This is a genomic window from Streptomyces sp. NPDC090798 (genome assembly GCF_044768965.1).
GTDB lineage: Bacteria > Actinomycetota > Actinomycetes > Streptomycetales > Streptomycetaceae > Streptomyces.
The window spans coordinates 1-17864 of sequence record NZ_JBIVXA010000043.1 but is presented as its reverse complement, the minus strand read 5'-3'; the positions used below and the strand labels follow the sequence as shown (position 1 = coordinate 17864).

Genomic DNA, 17864 nt, shown 5'->3' with positions numbered 1-17864 from the left:
GACTGAACCCCATGCGCATTGTGGTTCTGGCAGGCGGTATCGGTGGTGCCCGGTTCCTGCGTGGTCTCCAGCGGGCCGTGCCGGACGCGGACATCACGGTCATCGGCAACACCGGCGACGACATCCATCTCTTCGGCCTGAAGGTCTGCCCGGACCTCGACACGGTGATGTACACGCTCGGCGGCGGCATCAACGAGGAACAGGGCTGGGGCCGGACCGACGAGACCTTCCATCTCAAGGAGGAGCTCGCGGCCTACGGGGTCGGGCCCGAGTGGTTCGGGCTCGGCGACCGCGACTTCGCGACGCACATCGTGCGGACGCAGATGCTGAGCGCGGGCTATCCGCTCAGCGCGGTCACGGAAGCCCTGTGCGACCGCTGGAAACCGGGCGTACGGCTCATCCCCATGTCCGACGACCGCGTGGAGACCCATGTCGCCGTCGAGATCGACGGGCAGCGCAAGGTGATCCACTTCCAGGAGTACTGGGTGCGGCTGCGGGCCTCCGTGCCGGCCGAGGCCGTGGTGCCGGTCGGCGCCGAGCAGGCCAAGCCCGCACCGGGTGTCCTGGAAGCCATCGCGGAGGCGGACGTCATCCTCTTCCCGCCGTCCAACCCGGTCGTGTCCATCGGCACGATCCTCGCCGTGCCCGGCATCCGGGAGGCCATCGCCGACGCGGGCGTGCCCGTCGTCGGCCTCTCCCCCATCGTCGGCGACGCGCCCGTGCGGGGCATGGCCGACAAGGTGCTGGCGGCGGTCGGCGTCGAGTCCACGGCCACGGCGGTCGCCGAGCACTACGGCTCGGGGCTCCTCGACGGCTGGCTCGTCGACACGGTGGACGCGTCCGCCGTGGAACGGGTCGAGGCGGCCGGGATCCGGTGCCGGGCCGTACCGCTGATGATGTCCGACCTGGACACCGCGGCGCAGATGGCGCGCGAGGCGCTGACGCTGGCGGAGGAGGTGCGGGTGTCATGAGCGGACAGCTCTCTCCGGCTTCTGCGGAACAAGCTCCGGAGCATGTTCCCGAACACGCTCCGGGACAAGGCCGCGCGGGCGACCAGGAGGTGGACGCCTACGTCGCCCCTCCCGGTTACCGGGTCTGGGCGCTGCCCGGACTCCCCGAGGTCCGACAGGGCGACGACCTCGGCAAGTTGATCGCCGTCGCCGAGCCCGGGCTGGTCGACGGGGACGTTCTCCTCGTCACCTCGAAGATCGTGTCCAAGGCCGAGGGGCGCCTGGTCGAGGCCGCCGACCGGGAGGATGCCATCGACGCCGAGACCGTACGGGTCGTGGCACGCCGCGGGACCCTGCGGATCGTCGAGAACCGGCAGGGGCTCGTGATGGCCGCCGCCGGGGTCGACGCCTCCAACACCCCCGCCGGGACCGTCCTGTTGCTGCCCGAGGACCCCGACGCGTCCGCGCGGGCCATCCGGGACGGGCTGCGCGACACCCTCGGGGTCGACGTCGGCGTCGTGGTCACCGACACGTTCGGGCGGCCCTGGCGCACCGGGCTCACCGATGTCGCCATCGGCGCCGCGGGCGTACGGGTGCTGGACGATCTGCGCGGCGGCACCGACGCGCACGGCAATCCGCTGAGCGCCACCGTCGTCGCCACCGCCGACGAGCTCGCCGCCGCCGGTGACCTGGTCAAGGGCAAGGCCTCCGGGCTGCCCGTCGCCGTCGTGCGCGGGCTGCCCCATGTGGTGGCCGAGGACGACGGGGAGGGAACGCGGGCGATGGTGCGGGGCGCGCGCGACGACATGTTCCGGCTCGGCACGTCGGAGGCCGTACGGGAGGCCGTGACCCAGCGGCGTACCGTACGGGCCTTCACCGACGAGCCGGTGGATCCGGGCGCCGTGCGGCGGGCCGTGGCCGCGGCGGTCACCGCTCCCGCGCCGCATCACACCACTCCCTGGCGGTTCGTGCTCCTGGAGTCCGAGGAGTCCCGGACCCGGCTGCTCGACGCCATGCGGGACGCGTGGACCGCGGATCTGCGGCGGGACGGGAAGAGCGAGGAGTCGATCGCCAAGCGGGTGCGGCGCGGTGATGTGCTGCGCAACGCTCCGTACCTCGTGGTGCCGTGTCTCGTCATGGACGGGTCGCACACGTACGGCGATCCGCGGCGGGACGGGGCCGAGCGGGAGATGTTCGTGGTCGCCGTCGGCGCGGGGGTGCAGAACTTCCTCGTCGCGCTCGCCGGGGAGCGGCTCGGGTCCGCGTGGGTGTCGTCGACGATGTTCTGCCGGGATGTCGTACGGGACGTGCTGGAGCTGCCGGAGGGGTGGGATCCGATGGGGGCCGTGGCGGTCGGACATGCGGCGGAGGAGCCGCGGGCTCGGCCCGAGCGGGATGCCGGGGCGTTCGTCGAGGTGCGGTGAGAGTGGTGTGCGGTGGGAGTCGGGTGTTCGGAGAGGGTGAGCGCCTACTCTCGTAGGGCACCCCGAGTTTCCTAGGACTCTTTTCGTGGCTGGACGTTTCGCTCCTCGGCCGACGCGTACGACTGTGCGCGGCGGGCATGTCGCCGTGCCCGCGGACGCCTCCGGCGGGGTGCCTCGGCAGGCGGTCGCACCTGGACGTACGCGCACCTGGACGCCGCCCTGGCCGGTCGATCTCGGGCTCGTGCTCGGGCCGCTGCGCCGTGGACCCGGCGATCCGACCTTCCGTGCGACGCCGGACGGGGCCGTGTGGCGGGCCAGTCGGACGCCCGCCGGGGCCGGGACGCTGCGGGTCTCGGCGCGGGGCGGGGTGGTCCGGGGTGAGGCGTGGGGGCCGGGGAGCGAATGGCTGCTCGAACAGCTTCCCGAGATGCTCGGCGCGGCCGACGATCCCGATGCCTTCGAGCCTCGTCATCGGCTGGTCGCCGTCGCGCGGCATCGGCGGCCGGGGTTGCGGCTGACGCGTACCGGGCTGGTGATGGAGTCGCTCATCCCGTCCGTTCTGGAGCAGAAGGTCACGGCGGACGAGGCGTATCGGGCGTGGCGGTTGCTCGTACGGAAGTTCGGGGAGCCTGCGCCGGGGCCCGCGCCGGAGCGGATGTCCGTCATGCCGGCGCCGCGGACGTGGGCGCTGATTCCCTCCTGGGAGTGGCATCGGGCCGGGGTCGACAACAAGCGGGCGTCGACGATTCTTCGGGCCGTTCGGGTGGCGGGGCGGCTTGAGGAGGCGGTGGGGATGGAGCCGGGGGCCGCGCAGGCTCGGTTGGAGTTGGTGTCCGGGATCGGGCCGTGGACCTCGGCGGAGACCGTGCAGCGGAGTCATGGGGCGGCGGATTCGGTGACCGTGGGGGATCTTCATCTGCCGGGGATCGTGGGGTACGCGCTGGCGGGGGATCGGGATGCGGACGACGCCGTGATGCTGTCGCTGTTGGAGCCGTATGCCGGGCAGCGGCATCGGGCGGCTCGGTTGATTCTGTTGTCGGGGCGGACGCCTGCGCGGCGGGGTCCGCGGATGCCGCGGGGGGATATCGGGCGGCTGTAGTCGCCCTCGGGTGCGGGTCGGGAGTCTCTCGCCCCCGCCGCCCCTACCCGTCCCATCCCCAGGGGCTCCGCCCCCTCACCCCCGCATCGCCCGAAGGGCTCGTCCTCAAACGCCGGACGGGCTGAAAGATCCGGGCCGGGGTGGGTAACACCGGACAGGCCGGAAGTCCGGGCCCGGGTGGGTGGGATGAGGGTGCCGGACGTGCCGGAGGTTCAGGCTGGGGTGGGGTGAACGGGGTGGTCAGGGCGTGCCCCCGGCCTCGCTCTCGGACGCCTGGCGAGCCCAGGTCTTTCAGGGGCGCGGGGAACTGCGCGACCAGCCACCACCGGCCCGCCGACAAAGCACTACAGGCGAACGGGCACCCGGGGCGCAGCCCCGGCCCAGGGGCGCGGGGAACTGCGCGACCAGCCACCACCGGCCCGCCGACAAAGCACTACAGGCGAACGGGCACCCGGGGCGCAGCCCCGGGCCAGGGGCGCGGGGAACTGCGCGACCAGCCACCACACGGCCGCGGACAAAGCACTACGGGCGTGTCCGTTCTTCGGTTTCTGCCCGTTCTACTGGTCCGAGGAGAAGCGGAGCGCCCCCGCTGGGATCTTGGCCTCACACCAGACTCTTACGCCCTCGCGGAGTTCGTTGTCGGGGCCGACCACCGCGCCGTCGCCGATGACCGCCCCGGAGAGGATGGTGCGTTCTCCGACGCGGGCGCGGGCGCCGATGAGGGAGTCCGTGATGACGGCGCCGGGTTCGACGACCGCGCCGGACAGGATCGCGCTGCCGGTGATGCGGGCGCCCTCGCCGATGTGCGCGCCGTCGCCGACGACCGTGCCGCCGGTCAGTTTGGCGTCGGGGGCGACCCTGGCCGTGGGCAGGACGAGCCGGTCCCCGCAGCGGCCCGGGACGGCCGGGGAGGGGGCGCGGCCCAGGACGAGGTCCGCGGAGCCTCGTACGAAGGCCTGGGGGGTGCCCAGGTCGAGCCAGTACGTGGAGTCCACCATGCCCTGGAGGTGGGCCCCGGTGGCCAGGAGGTCGGGGAACGTTTCGCGTTCCACCGAGACCGGGCGGCCGGCCGGGATCGTGTCGATGACCGAGCGGCGGAAGACGTACGCCCCGGCGTTGATCTGGTCGGTGACGATTTCCTCGGGGGTCTGGGGCTTCTCCAGGAAGGCCGTCACCCGGCCCGTCGCGTCCGTGGGGACCAGGCCGAACGCCCGGGGGTCCTCGACACGGGTGAGGTGGAGGGAGACGTCCGCGCCGGCCGTCTCGTGGGTCGCCACCAGGGCCCGGATGTCCAGGCCCGTCAGGATGTCACCGTTGAAGATCAGGACCGGCTCGTCGGGGCCGGAGCGCAGGCGCGCGGCCACGTTGCGGATCGCGCCGCCCGTGCCGAGGGGCTCCTCCTCGGTGACGTACTCGATGTGGAGGCCCAGCCCGGAACCGTCGCCGAAGTACGGCTCGAAGACCTCGGCCAGGTAGGAGGTCGCCAGGACGATGTGCTCGACGCCCGCCGCTCTCGCCCGCGCCAGCTGGTGCGTGAGGAACGGGACCCCGGCCGCCGGAACCATCGGCTTGGGGGTGTTCACCGTGAGCGGGCGCAGTCGGGTGCCTTTGCCCCCGACCAGGAGGATCGCTTCTGTCACCTGTCGTCTCTGCTTCCTGCCGGGACCGGCCGAAGGATGATTCGGCCGGCCAGTGTATGCAGTCCGTAGTAAGAGGCCTTCGACGGCAGTGGGGTGTCCTCGATGGCTCCGCGCAGACCTCAGCGGCCCTGGTAGCGGGCCGCGGCCGTTCTGGCCGAGCCGAGTTTGCCGTACAGGAGCCTCCCCGGGCACTCCGTGGCGAACCCGTCCCGATGGCCGGAGATCACGTTCAGTCGTACGTTCTTACCTTTTCGGTAGAGATTGCCACCGCCGGACTTCAGGTATGTCTTGCCGCGCGGATCGGCTCCGGAGAGACCGAGCTTCCATGCCGTGAGCCGCGCGATGGCGGTCACCGCGGCGGCGGACGGCTTGGTCCTGCCGAAACTGCCGAGGACCGCGATCCCCATGCTGTCGCTGTTGAAACCGAGGGTGTGGGCGCCCATGACGGGCTTCGCCACGCCCCCGGCACGGCCTTCGTAGATGTTTCCGCACTTGTCGACGAGGAAGTTGTAGCCGATGTCGCGCCAGCCGCTGCTCACCACGTGGTAGCGGTAGATACTGCGGATGACCGAAGGGGCTTGGGAGCAGCGGTAGTTGTTGCCCGAGGCCGTGTGGTGCACGAAGGCGGCCTTCACCTTTTTGGTGTACACGAAACCGCGCTCGCGCAGGCTCTCGTTCGCGCCCCAGCCGCGCCGGGTGACGATGCGTGGGCGTGCACCGATGTACGGGTTCACGAGCGGGGCGCCCTGGCGGAGGGCCGGGAGCTCGCGTTCGGTCTCGGTCCTGGACAGCGCCGGGATCTCCGCGGCGCCGAAGGGGGCGAGCTCGGAGTTGGCGGCGGAGGTGGCGTACGTCTCGGCGCTCTCCGCGCCCTTGTTCCCGTTGCCCGTCAGCGCTCCCCGGGGCGCGGGTTCGGCGCCCGGGTCGACGAGTTCGAGGTGCATGCCTCTGGGGAGCGGCGACTCGCCGGCTGCCGTGGCTCGTTCGTCCACCTGCGCCTGAACGCGGACCTCGACCCCGTCCGAGTCGCCCACCCACAGTGGCGCCGTGGAGCCGCGCACCCGGCCCGAGCCGCCCTCGGCGGTGTCGGGGTCGGCCGCGTGCTCGTGGTTGTGGGTCTCGATGTCCTGCCAGCCGGACCAGCGGTCGGCTCCGGTGGCGCGGGTACGGACCTGGACGCGACCGCGCAGTTCGGTGTCGGGGTCGTCCCAGACGACACCGACCAGCGAGAACGACCGTACGCTCCGTCTGCCGAGGCCCTGTTCGGGCGCGGCGGGCCCGAGCGAGCGGTAGCGCGAGAGCGGGACCAGGGGGAGGGACTGGGTGCTGCCCGTCACGGCGGGCTCGGTCCTCGCCGCCTGGGGTCCGGCCTGTGCCGGTGCGGACAGGGCCAGCGGAAGGGCGAGTGCGGCCGCGCAGGTGACGCCGACCGAGGAAGCAAGGATTCCATGCATGCCCCCGATCGTGGACATAGCCATACATATCTGTCCATTGCGGATTTGACGGACCGTCGGGTCACGCTCGGCCGAACCGGTGGCGCGGGCGCGGCGTCCCGCCGGACGCCCCCGCGTACGCTTGCGGGCGTGAACGCCACCGACCGCACCCCTGCCGACCTGCTGCGATCCGCGCTCGCCGCGGACCCCGCGCGCCCCCTGGTGACCTTCTACGACGACGCCACGGGCGAACGTGTCGAATTGTCCGTCGCGACCTTCGCCAATTGGGTGGCCAAGACCGCCAACCTCCTCCAGGGCGAGTTCTCCGCCGAGCCCGGCGACCGGGTGGCGCTGCTGCTGCCCGCGCACTGGCAGACGGCGGTGTGGCTGCTCGCGTGTTCCTCGGTGGGGGTCGTCGCGGACGTCGGGGGCGATCCCGGTGCCGCCGATCTCGTCGTCGCGGGGCCCGACGCGCTCGAGGCCGGGCTCGCCTGCTCCGGCGAGCGCGTCGCCCTCTCGCTCGCGCCGCTGGGGCGCCGCTTCCCGACACCGCCCGCCGGGTACGCCGACTACGCGGTGGAGGTGCCGAGCCAGGGCGACCGCTTCCAGCCGTACGCGCCGGTGGACCCGGAGGAGGCCGCGCTGATCGTCGCCGGGGCCGAGCACACGGGGGCCGAGGTCGTCGAGCGGGCCCGGGCGGAGGCGGCCTCGCTGGATCTGACGGGGCCCGGGTCGCGGATCCTGTCCGCGCTGCCGTACGACACCTGGGAGGGGCTCAGCGCGGGGCTGTACGCGCCGCTCGCCTCCGGGGGGTCCGTGGTGCTCTGCCGCCACCTGGAGCAGCTGGGCGAGGACGCGCTGGCCAAGCGGATCGAGAGTGAGCGGGTGACTGCGACGGTTCGGTAGTCGTCGGTCGTCTGTCGGGGGCGGACCCGTGGGGGGCCGGTCGCCTGTCGGGGGCGGACCCGTGGGGGCCAGTCACCTGCCGGGAGGCGGGCCCGTTGGGACCGGTCGCGCCCGCCGCCCCGCTGCGGATCCTGACGCGCCGGGGCCCCGCGCCCCTGACGGGTCCTTCACCCGTTCGGCCCCTTATCTGCCGCCCCCGCCCGTCCTCCGAGCCATGGTCGTAGGAGCACCGCACGCTCCGCACGCCATGAGGGGTGGACTCCGACGTGACCGACAGGACAGGGCCGGGAGCGGGGGCTTCGCCCACCGGTGCCGGGCTCGTACGACGGCGACGGCGACGCTGGGTGCAGTACTCGGCGCTCGGTGTCGCCGTCGTGGTCCTCGGTGCCGTCGGCGTCGGCCTGGCCGCGTACGAGAAACTGAGCCGGAACATCACGGCCGACGAGGAAGCCGCCGCCGAACTCGCCCGCTACGAGAAGGAGCGGCCCACCGCGCTGGTGCGCGACGCGCAGAACATCCTGCTGATCGGGTCGGACTCGCGGTCGGGGGACGGGAACGAGAAGTACGGCCGGGACTCCGGGACCGAGCGCTCCGACACCACGATCCTGCTGCACCTGTCCGCGAACCGGCGGAGCGCCACCGCCGTCTCCCTGCCCCGCGACCTGATGGTGGACGTGCCGAGCTGCCGGCGCCCGGACGGAACCCGTACCCGGCCCATGTTCGCGATGTTCAACTCCGCCTTCGAGGTGGGTGGTTCGGCGTGCACGATCCGGACCGTCGAGAAGCTCACGAACATCCGTGTCGACCACCACGTGGTCGTCGACTTCCACGGGTTCAAGGACATGGTCGACGCCGTGGACGGCGTGGAGGTGTGCCTGAAGGAGCCGATCGACGACAAGGCGGCCAAGCTGAAGCTGCCCGCCGGCAAGGTGGTGCTCGACGGCGAACAGGCCCTCGGCTACGTCCGCGCCCGCAAGAGCATCGGTGACGGCAGCGACACCGACCGGATGGAACGCCAGCAGCGGTTCCTCGGCGCGCTCGTCAACAAGGTGCAGAGCAACGACGTCCTGCTCAATCCGGCACGGCTCTACCCCGTGCTCGACGCGGCCACTTCGTCACTCACCGCGGACCCGGATCTGGCGAGCCTGCGCGGGCTGTACGACCTGGTCCGCGGCATGCGCAATATCCCCACGGAACGTGTCCAATTCCTCACGGTGCCCCGAACGTCGTACGTCTACAACGCCAATCGCGACCAGCTCGTGAAACCCGCGGCCGACAAACTCTTCGCCCTGCTGCGCGCGGACGCCGCGGTGGCGGTCGCGAAGGACCTTCCGACGGACCCGCCGAGCGGCGTTCCGACGAGCCTTCCGACGGACCTTCCGACGGATTCCCCTGCGAAACGCAAGAACTCGTACGAGGGTGGTGGCGAAGGTACGTACGACTCGGCATTCGACTACGAAGAGGAGTCGCACGGCAACGGGAAGTCGAAGGGAAAGCGGCCCGAGACTCCCACACCCACGCCGACTTTTCGCGGGAACACGGCGGCCGAGGACGCCTGCAGGTAAAGCGCGCGCCAAGGCGGGAACTGCCCGACTGAGAAGTCTCTGAGAAATAGGGCGGATTGCCCAGTTGTAGGGAGGTGGAATTTGTCACCACCGTCGCTTGACCCTGAACCGGCCGGATAGTGTGAGCGATCCGGTGCACCCGGCCACGAGGTCCGTCCTGGGGGTCGCGCACTGCTGACCGAGACCCGAGCGCTCTTTGAGGGGGAAGGGCGCCGCGTGGCCCCGACGGAGGATTCAGGCAACCGTGGACGCGCAAGGCCGTGGGCGGGCGGACAACATCGACCCCGCAGACCAGTGGGTACTCAACCCGAACACCGGTGAATACGAACTGCGACTGACCCCTTCCGCTCCGCAGTCGGGAGTCCCGAGACCGCGTCGGGGCAGCCCCGCGAACGCGGGACCGGGAGCGGGGGCACGCGCGCGCAGGGCGCCGGAACGAGAGAGTCCGGCGACGCCCGGCCCCGATGTGCCCGGGCCGCGCCGGCGCCGTGGCGCGCCGGCCGAGCCACCGCCGGGCCGTCGCAAGGGGCGGACCAAGCCGAAGAAGTCGAAGGCGAAGAAGATAGTGCTGTGGACCGGCGGCACGATGGCCTTCGTGCTGGTCGCCGTATCGGCCGCGGGGTATCTCTACCTCAAGCACCTTGAGGGCAACGTCAGCACGACGGACGTCGGCGACGCGGGCAAGAAGGGCTTCAGCAAGGACGAGGCCTTCAACATCCTGATCATCGGCACCGACAAGCGCACCGGCGCGGGCAACGAGGGCTACGGCGACAAGGGCAGCGTCGGGCACGCCGACACCAACATCCTGCTGCACGTCTCCAAGGACCGTACGAACGCGACCGCGTTGAGCATCCCGCGTGACCTGATCGTCAATGTGCCGGACTGTCCGACCAAGCAGCCGGACGGCACCGAGAAGGTCATCCCGGGCACGCAGAACGTCCGCTTCAACACGAGCCTCGGCCAGGACGGCCGGGACCCGGGCTGCACCATGCGCACGGTCAAGGAAGTCACCGGCATAGCGCCCGACCACTTCATGATGGCCGACTTCAACGCGGTGAAGACACTGACCAGCGCGGTCGGCGGCGTCGACGTGTGCGTGGCACACGCCGTCAACGACAAGGAGTCGCACCTCAAGCTGCCCGCGGGCAAGTCCAAGGTCGAGGGCGAGCAGGCTCTCGCGTTCGTACGGACCCGGCACAGCTTCGGCAACCAGGGCGACCTGGACCGCATCAAGGTGCAGCAGCAGTTCCTGGGCTCCCTGATGCGCAAGATGAGCTCCAGCGACACCCTCACCAGCCCCACCAAGCTGATCAGTCTGGCCGAGGCCGCCACGAAGGCGCTGACGGTGGACACGGGCCTGGGAAGTGTCAGCACCCTCAAGGACGTGGCCCTGGAGCTCAAGAAGGTGCCCCCGAAGAACATCACCTTCACCACGGTGCCGGTCCTCGACAACCCCGCCGAGAAGGTCAAGGCGACCGTCGTCGTCAACCAGTCGCAGGCCCCCGCGGTCTTCGACGCGATCAGCAACGACGTCTCCTTCACCGCCGTGAAGCAGAAGGAGAAGAAGGAGAAGGCCGAGGTCGCCGCCCGCCTCAAGGGCAACCGTTCCGCCGCCGCCGACATCCGCGTCGACATCTACAACGGCGGGGCCCCGCCCGGCAGCGCACAGGAGACTCTTAACTGGCTGCAGAATACTGAGGGCGTGCTCAAGTCCAGCCAGCTCGGTAACGCCGACGCAACACTGAGCAAGACGACCCTGGAGTACTCTCCCGACCAGGCCGATCAGGCACGCAAGCTGGCGGACCTCATGGGGCTGTCCGCTTCGGCGCTGAAGCCTGGCAAGAGCGAGAAGAACTCACAGGGTCTGCCCGCGATCGTGCTGACCCTGGGCAAGGACTTCAAGGGTGCCGGGGTGCCGTTGACCACTCCGACCAAGGCGCCGGAGGTCGACAAGTCCACGGCGGACAAGACAGTGTGCGCCAGTTGATGACCTAACGGGTCTGTCAGACGTCTAACAGGACGCGGGGGCGTCCGGGCCGGACGCAAGGGGTGTCCGGCCAGACGTACGCGTCCGATCGGGCGCGGGACAGACCCGTTTGTCAGGCGCAGGGTGGGGAGGGGCAGGGAGATGGCGCGAAGCGGTGTGCGTGGGGAGGGGGCTCGACCACGTGTCCGGCAGGCCGACGATCTGGGCTGGGACGACAGCCTGTACGACGAGAACGGCGATCCCACCGACGGAGGCGGAGCTTCCGGCGGCGGAGGTGGCGATGCCACCAGTGAGAGCAGTGGCTCCACCAGCAGAGGCAGTGGCACCACCAGGTCAGACGGCGGCTCCACCGGCAAGGGCGACGGTTCGGCCAACGGCGGCCGAGGGGCCGGGCACGACGGGCGTCCGGTCGGCAAGGACGGCGACGACGCGTCGGCCGAACCGCGTGGGCAGGGCCGGCACGGCGGTGGCGGCGGGCGTCGGCGCGGGAGCGACGGCGGGCACCCGCGGCGCAGACGCCGCATACTGCGCTGGTCGGCGTCGGTCCTGGCGCTTCTGATACTTGGCACCGCGGGCGCCGGTTACCTCTACTACCAGCACCTGAGCGCCAACATAAAGAAGGACGACCTGAACCTCGGCGACGAGAAGGACCGGGCGGCCAAGAGCAAGGCGAACGCGGCCGGACAGACCCCCCTGAACATCCTTCTGATCGGCTCGGACGCCCGGGACACCAAGGAGAACCAGGCCCTCGGCGGCGCCAAGGAGACCTTCGGCGGTACCCCGCTCGCGGACGTCCAGATGCTGCTGCACCTCTCCGCCGACCGCAGCAACATGTCGGTGATCAGCATGCCGCGCGACACCCTGCTGAAGATGCCCAAGTGCACGGACCCGGACACCAAGAAGGTCTACCCGGCGACCGTCGGGCTGGTGATGACCAACACCTCGCTCGGGCGCGGCGGTCCGGGCTGCACGGTGGCCACCTGGGAGAAGCTCACCAAGATCCACATCGATCACTTCATAAAGATCGACTTCTCGGGTGTGGTGTCGATGGCGGACGCGATCGGCGGCGTCCCGGTCTGTGTGGACGCCAACATCTACTCCAAGGACAGCCAGGGCCACGGCTCCGGGCTGAAGCTGAAGAAGGGCACGACCCCCGTCAAGGGCACACAGGCCCTGGCGTGGCTGCGGACGCGGTACGGCTTCGAGGACAACACGGACATCGGCCGGACCAAGGCCCAGCACCAGTACATGAACTCGATGGTCCGCCAGCTGCGCAAGAACGCCACGATCAGCAACCCCGGCAAGCTGCGCAGCCTCGCGGAGACCGCAACCAATGCGCTGACCGTCGACAAGGGCCTGGGCACCCCGCTGAAACTCTACGACCTCGGCAACGAGCTCAAGAAGGTCGAGCCGAAGCGCATCACGATGACCACGATGCCCTGGCAGTGGGCCGTCTCGGACAGCAACCGCGTGGAGCCCAAGCCGGTCGAGGCCGAGCAGCTGTTCCGTCTCGTCCGTGAGGACATCGCGCTCGACGGCAAGGACAAGAAGAAGACGGCGACCGCGGTGAAGGCCTCCACGGACCCGGCCGCCGCGGACGACCAGATCGGCGTGACCGTGCAGAACGGCACCCGCACGGCCGCGCTGGGCCCGGTCCGCGGGCGCGCGGGCACGGTGACCCAGCTGCTCACCGGCAAGGGCTTCACCAAGGCCGCCGCGGACACCTCGACGGCGACCGCCGAGGAGACGACCGTGATCCGCTACCCGAGCGCCGATCTGCAGGGCGACGCCCAGGCGGTCGCCAAGGCGCTGGGGATCCCGCTGAGCGCGGTGAAGAAGTCGACGGACGTCTCGGGCGTCACGCTCGTGGTCGGCGCCGACTGGCGCGAGGGCACGGCGTACAAGGCCAAGACGCGGGACAACACGACGCCGGAGTCCGCGGACGTGCTCAACGGCGCCAAGGCCGACGCCTGTATGCACGTCAACAAGGACTACACCTGGTCGTAGGCCCATCGGCGGAAAGCAGTTGGGCCCCTCTCGAGTTCGAGAGGGGCCCAACTACTAATGGATGGGGCTCAGTTGGCGGGCTCCGTGGAGCCGAGCACCGCCGGGCGGCGGGAGGCGATGACCTTCTTCGCCAGCGCCTTCGGGCTGGTGAGGAAGCCGAAGCCCCACGACATGTGCATGGTCGCGAGGGCGACGGGGATCTGCAGGCGGGCCTTCAGGGGCAGCCCCTTGCCCGCGGGCAGCGAGCCCGCGGCTATCGCCGCGAGATAGCCGCCAGGGATCAAGAAACCCCAGGGCGTCAGCGCCACGCCCACCACGACGCCCGCCGCGATCGCGCACACGGCGGTCGGCGGAGCGAGGTAGCGCAGGTTGATGGAGCCCTCGTGGTAGCGGGCGACGACATGGCGCCAGCGCCCGTAGTCCTTGTACTGCTTGGCGAGCGCCTTGACCGACGGCCGGGGCCGGTACGACACCTTCAGCTCGGGCGAGAACCAGATGAGGCCGCCCGCCTCCCGGATCCGGAAGTTCAGCTCCCAGTCCTGGGCGCGGATGAACTCCTCGTTGTAGCCGCCCTGGCGCTCCAGGGCCTCGCGCCGGAAGACGCCGAGGTAGACGGTCTCGGCGGGAGCGGCCTCGCCGCCCGTGTGGAAGGCCGCGTTCCCGACCCCGATCTTCGAGGTCATCGCGGCGGCGACCGCGCGCTCCCAGTCGTTCTCGCCCTCGGCGTGCATGATGCCGCCGACGTTCTGCGCGCCGGTCTCCTCCAGGAGGCGCACGGCGGTCGCGATGTAGTTCGGGGAGAGCATGCCGTGCCCGTCGACGCGGACGACGACGGGATGCCGGGACGCCTTGATCGCCGCGTTCAGCGCGGCCGGGGTGCGACCGGTCGGGTTCGGGACGGTGTGGACGCGCGGGTCTTCGCGTACGAGCTCGGCGGCGATCTCGTCCGTACGGTCCGAGGACGGACCGATGGCGATCACCACCTCCATCTCGCCGTCGTACTCCTGCGCCAGGATCGCTTGGACGGCCCCGCGCAGATGCCGCTCCTCGTTGAGGACGGGCATGATCACAGAAACGGCGGGGGGCCGCACGTCAGACTTCTCGCTCATCGGACGTCACGTTACCGCGAATGGGGGACACGGGCGCGCGCCGCCCGGTCCGCGGGCCGGGCAGCAGATCGTATGGGCCTACGGTGCTCACGGATCCCCACGTTCACCCCCGCGGAGGTGTCCCCCTTGCCCACGCCGCCCCGCTCCCCCGCCCGCCCGCAGCCCCGCCCACAGAACCGCCCGCAGCCACCCCGCTCCCGGCGGCCTCCGGAGCGGTCCACCGTACGGCCCCCCGTACGGAGGAAGAAGCCGCGCTGGGCCATGCGGGTGGTCACCACGATCTCGGTGGTGGTCCTCGCCTCGGCGGGCATCGGGCACGCGGTGGTCACCAGCCTGGGCGAGGGCATCGCCCGGGTCGACCCCTTCAAGGACATGAAGGACCGCCCCGCGGCGGGCCACGGCATGAACGTGCTGCTGGTCGGCACCGACGGCCGCGACAAGATCACGGAGGAGGAGCGGCAGAAGTACCGTCTGGGCGGAGCCCCCTGCCACTGCACCGACACGATGATGATCGTGCACATCGCGGCCGACAGGGAGCGGGCCAGCGTCGTGAGCCTGCCGCGCGACTCCTACGCCGAGGCGCCCGCGCACACCGACCAGACCACCGGCGCCGAGCACGGCCCCCATCCGATCAAGCTCAACGCGGCGTACGCGGAGGGGGGCCCGCAGCTGACCGTGCGCACGGTCGAGAACATGACCCATCTGAAGATCGACCACTACTTGGAGGTCGATTTCACCAGCTTCATGCAGACGGTGGACGTGCTCGGCGGCGTGAGCATCTGCACCGCACAGCCCCTGAAGGACTCGTACACCGGACTCGACCTGACCGCCGGCACGCACACGCTGAACGGCGGGCAGGCACTCCAGTACGTACGTTCCCGGCATGTCGACAGCGCCTCCGACATCGGCCGGATGCAACGCCAGCAGCGGTTCCTGGCGGCGCTGATCGAGCGGGCCACGTCATCGGGGGTGCTGCTGAACCCGATGAAATTCCGTGACGTCACCCGGGCCGTGCTCGGCTCGGTCCGCGCGGACCAGGGGTTCGGCACGGACGAGCTGCTGGACCTCGGCCGGGCGATGCGGAACTTCTCCCCCTCCTCCTCCGAGTTCACGACCGTGCCGATCGGACAGATGGCCTACGCCGCCAAGGGCATCGGTTCCACACTGAAGTGGGACGAGAACAAGGCCACCGCGCTCTTCCAGTCACTGCGCGACGACAAGCCACTCGCTCCCCCGCACAAGGCGGCGCCCGCCAGGACCGTGCGCGTCGAGGTGGCCCCGCGGCAGATCCAGGTCCAGGTGGAGAACGGCACGCCCACGGAGGGCCTCGGCAAACGCGTCGACAGCGCCCTGGCCGCCACCGGGTTCCGCACGACGGGCCGGCCCGTCAACGCCCAGGACCGCACCGCCCGGCACACCGTCATCGTCTACGACCCGCGCTGGGACCGCTCCGCGAAGTCCCTCGCCGCCGCACTCCCGGGCAGCGAGCTGCGGGAGGTCAAGGGGCGGGGGCCGCTGCTGAAGGTGATCGCCGGGGCGGACTTCAAGGAGGTCACACGGGTCCGGGTACAGGATCCCTACCAGGGGGAGACCCGGGTGGTGACGGGGGATCAGGTGGCGTGTACGTAGGTGCCGCGCGCGTCCACGGACACACGAAGGGCCCCGCCGCATCGCCCGGCGGGGCCCTTCGTGGTGGAGCGGGTCAGTTGCCCGACACCGTCACCGTCTGGTCGTTCTTCAGCTCGTCGACCAGCGCCTTGACCTTGGCCTTGTCCCAGACCAGGTTGCCGCCCGTGGAGCCGGAGATCGGCATGTTCATGGACTTGCCGCTGCCGCCGGTGACGCCCTTCATCGCCCAGAACATGCTGCCGAGGTCCCACAGGCTCATGCCCTTGTCGACGGTGAGGCTGTCGAGGCCCGAGCCCATGGTCGGGTAGAGCTTGAAGGGGTTCAGGACGGTCCCGGGGGTCGCGACCTGGTGGGCCAGGGCGGACAGGAACTTCTGCTGATTCTTGGTGCGCTGGAGGTCCGATGCCGCGAAGGCGTGGCGGGTACGGACGAAGGCGAGGGCCTGCTCACCGTTGAGGGTCTGCTTGCCCGCCTTGAAGTCGGCGCCGGAGTACTTGTCCTTGAAGCCCTGGTCGAGGGTCATCTCCACACCGCCGACCGCGTCGACGATGTTCGCGAACCCGGCGAAACCGATCTCCACGTAGTGATCGATGTGCAGGCCGGTGTTGTACTCGATGGTGCGGACCAGCAGCGTCGGCCCGTCCTCCGCGTACGCCGCGTTCAGCTTCACCTGGCGGCCCGTGCCGGGGAAGGTCTTGCCGGACGCGGATCCCTTGTACGTCGGGATCGTCACGTTCGAGTCGCGGGGGAGGGAGATCAGGGTGTCGCCGTTGTCCCCGACGTGCAGGATCATCATCGAGTCCGTGCGCTTGCCCTCGGCGGACCCGGTGTGCAGCTTCTTCTTCTCCTCGGCCGACATGCCGGCGCGGCTGTCGGAGCCGACGATCAGGTAGTTGGTGCCCTTGCCCGCCTCGGGCCGGTCTATGACCTTCGAGAGATCCACGTCACGGTGGAGCTTGGAGTCGGCCCAGAAGTACGTGCCCACGGAGACCACGACCAGCAGCGTGACCAGCGTAATCGCGATCCACTTGATCCGCCGCCGCCAGTTCGGCGCGGGGCGCGGGCCACGGCCGCCCTGGCCGCCGGGACCCTGCGGACCACCGGGGCCGCCCGGCGAACCGTAGACCTGCCCGGTGTTGTAACCGGAGTCGTACCCGTTGTCGTACCCCTGGCCGTCGTCGTACGTCGGCTGCTGGGGCACCCCGCCGTACGGCGGGGCGGACGGGCGCGGACCGGGCGTTCCCGGGCCACGCTGAACCTGCCGCATGACGCGGGCGCCCTCAGGCTGAGCGCCTGCGCTGCCGCGTCCGTAACGGTCGCTGCGGTTGCTGTCGGACCACCCGTCGGGCCAATCGTTCATGCGGACCAGTGTGCAGGTCCGCACGGTGTGCCTAACAAGAGACCGGGGAGATCTGGGTCACGCCTGTTGCAGAGCTGATGCAAAGCGACCCTCGCACGCCCCCGCATAGGGTGGACGGCATGACAGACCTGGCGCCCACCCCGGAATCCGATATTCCGGGCAAGCCGACCTTCGCGTCCCGGACCACCCTCAGCCACATCATGACCCACAACGACACCAACCTTCTGGGCACGGTGCACGGCGGAGTGATCATGAAGCTGGTCGATGACGCGGCGGGCGCGGTGGCCGGGCGGCACTCCGGCGGGCCCGCCGTCACCGCCTCCATGGACGAGATGGTCTTCCTGGAGCCGGTCCGCGTGGGCGACCTCGTCCATGTGAAGGCCCAGGTGAACTGGACGGGGCGGACGTCCATGGAGGTCGGCGTGCGCGTGCTGGCCGAGCGCTGGAACGAGTCGACGCCGCCCCAGCAGGTCGGTTCGGCCTATCTCGTCTTCGCCGCGGTCGACGCCGACGGCAAGCCGCGGCGCGTGCCGCCCGTCCTCCCGGAGACCGAGCGCGACGAGCGGCGCTACCAGGAGGCCCAGATCCGGCGCACCCACCGGCTGGCCCGCCGTCGGGCGATCATGGAACTGCGGGAGAAGCGGGCGGCGGAGGGGCTGGACTAGTAGTGCTTCGTTAGGTTGTGGGCTGTCTGCGGCTGCTCCGAGGGCTGGGCAGGGGGCGTCCGCAGGTGGTGCAGGTACCGGTCCAGCACC

The 17864-nt window shown here is 70.7% G+C and carries 13 protein-coding genes; 9 read left to right on the top strand and 4 right to left on the bottom strand.

Features of this window, described 5'->3' with window-relative positions; genetic code table 11:
- The first annotated feature begins 11 nt into the window (after window positions 1-11).
- From cofD to ACIQTP_RS46015, 3 genes are all read left to right on the top strand, one after another.
- Window positions 12-971, top strand: coding sequence for a 2-phospho-L-lactate transferase (cofD, locus tag ACIQTP_RS46025; protein WP_403411988.1), 960 nt, complete (start codon window positions 12-14; stop codon window positions 969-971).
- A complete protein-coding gene (locus ACIQTP_RS46020) occupies window positions 968-2374 on the top strand; it encodes a coenzyme F420-0:L-glutamate ligase (protein WP_403411985.1) in 1407 nt (468 codons plus the stop codon). The genes cofD and ACIQTP_RS46020 overlap by 4 nt, the downstream gene beginning before the upstream one ends.
- A gap of 85 nt (window positions 2375-2459) precedes the next feature.
- Window positions 2460-3473: a DNA-3-methyladenine glycosylase family protein gene (locus ACIQTP_RS46015; protein WP_402042736.1), complete on the top strand. Its 1014-nt coding sequence runs from the start codon at window positions 2460-2462 to the stop codon at window positions 3471-3473.
- A 557-nt stretch (window positions 3474-4030) separates the two neighbouring features.
- Here the strand turns inward: ACIQTP_RS46015 and ACIQTP_RS46010 are convergent.
- Complete coding sequence (locus ACIQTP_RS46010) at window positions 4031-5113, bottom strand: sugar phosphate nucleotidyltransferase (protein WP_403411982.1); 1083 nt, start codon at window positions 5111-5113, stop codon at window positions 4031-4033.
- Window positions 5114-5232: 119 nt separating this feature from the next.
- Window positions 5233-6567 carry a peptidoglycan recognition protein gene (locus ACIQTP_RS46005; RefSeq protein ID WP_403411979.1) on the bottom strand — a complete coding sequence of 445 codons (1335 nt, stop codon included), beginning with the start codon at window positions 6565-6567 and terminating at the stop codon, window positions 5233-5235.
- A gap of 129 nt (window positions 6568-6696) precedes the next feature.
- Here ACIQTP_RS46005 and ACIQTP_RS46000 point away from each other — a divergent pair, with 129 nt between their 5' ends.
- The 4 genes from ACIQTP_RS46000 to ACIQTP_RS45985 all read left to right on the top strand — a co-directional run bounded on the left by ACIQTP_RS46000 (window position 6697) and on the right by ACIQTP_RS45985 (window position 13011).
- On the top strand, window positions 6697-7452 hold the full coding sequence (locus ACIQTP_RS46000) for a TIGR03089 family protein (protein ID WP_403411977.1): 756 nt from the start codon (window positions 6697-6699) through the stop codon (window positions 7450-7452).
- 266 nt (window positions 7453-7718) lie between these two features.
- On the top strand, window positions 7719-9017 hold the full coding sequence (locus ACIQTP_RS45995; RefSeq protein ID WP_403411974.1) for an LCP family protein: 1299 nt from the start codon (window positions 7719-7721) through the stop codon (window positions 9015-9017).
- A 244-nt stretch (window positions 9018-9261) separates the two neighbouring features.
- Complete coding sequence (locus ACIQTP_RS45990) at window positions 9262-11004, top strand: LCP family protein (protein ID WP_403411971.1); 1743 nt, start codon at window positions 9262-9264, stop codon at window positions 11002-11004.
- Window positions 11005-11145: 141 nt separating this feature from the next.
- A complete protein-coding gene (locus ACIQTP_RS45985) occupies window positions 11146-13011 on the top strand; it encodes an LCP family protein (protein WP_403411968.1) in 1866 nt (621 codons plus the stop codon).
- A 68-nt stretch (window positions 13012-13079) separates the two neighbouring features.
- On the opposite strand, the gene ACIQTP_RS45980 is transcribed toward ACIQTP_RS45985, so the two are convergent.
- Window positions 13080-14120, bottom strand: coding sequence for a glycosyltransferase family 2 protein (locus tag ACIQTP_RS45980; RefSeq protein WP_403411965.1), 1041 nt, complete (start codon window positions 14118-14120; stop codon window positions 13080-13082).
- Between the two features lie 72 nt (window positions 14121-14192).
- Here ACIQTP_RS45980 and ACIQTP_RS45975 point away from each other — a divergent pair, with 72 nt between their 5' ends.
- Window positions 14193-15749, top strand: coding sequence for an LCP family protein (locus ACIQTP_RS45975; RefSeq protein WP_403411962.1), 1557 nt, complete (start codon window positions 14193-14195; stop codon window positions 15747-15749).
- A gap of 73 nt (window positions 15750-15822) precedes the next feature.
- Here the strand turns inward: ACIQTP_RS45975 and ACIQTP_RS45970 are convergent, their stop codons facing one another.
- On the bottom strand, window positions 15823-17109 hold the full coding sequence (locus ACIQTP_RS45970; RefSeq protein WP_402042712.1) for an LCP family protein: 1287 nt from the start codon (window positions 17107-17109) through the stop codon (window positions 15823-15825).
- A gap of 119 nt (window positions 17110-17228) precedes the next feature.
- Here ACIQTP_RS45970 and ACIQTP_RS45965 point away from each other — a divergent pair, with 119 nt between their 5' ends.
- On the top strand, window positions 17229-17774 hold the full coding sequence (locus ACIQTP_RS45965) for an acyl-CoA thioesterase (RefSeq protein WP_099922316.1): 546 nt from the start codon (window positions 17229-17231) through the stop codon (window positions 17772-17774).
- Window positions 17775-17864 lie beyond the last annotated feature (90 nt).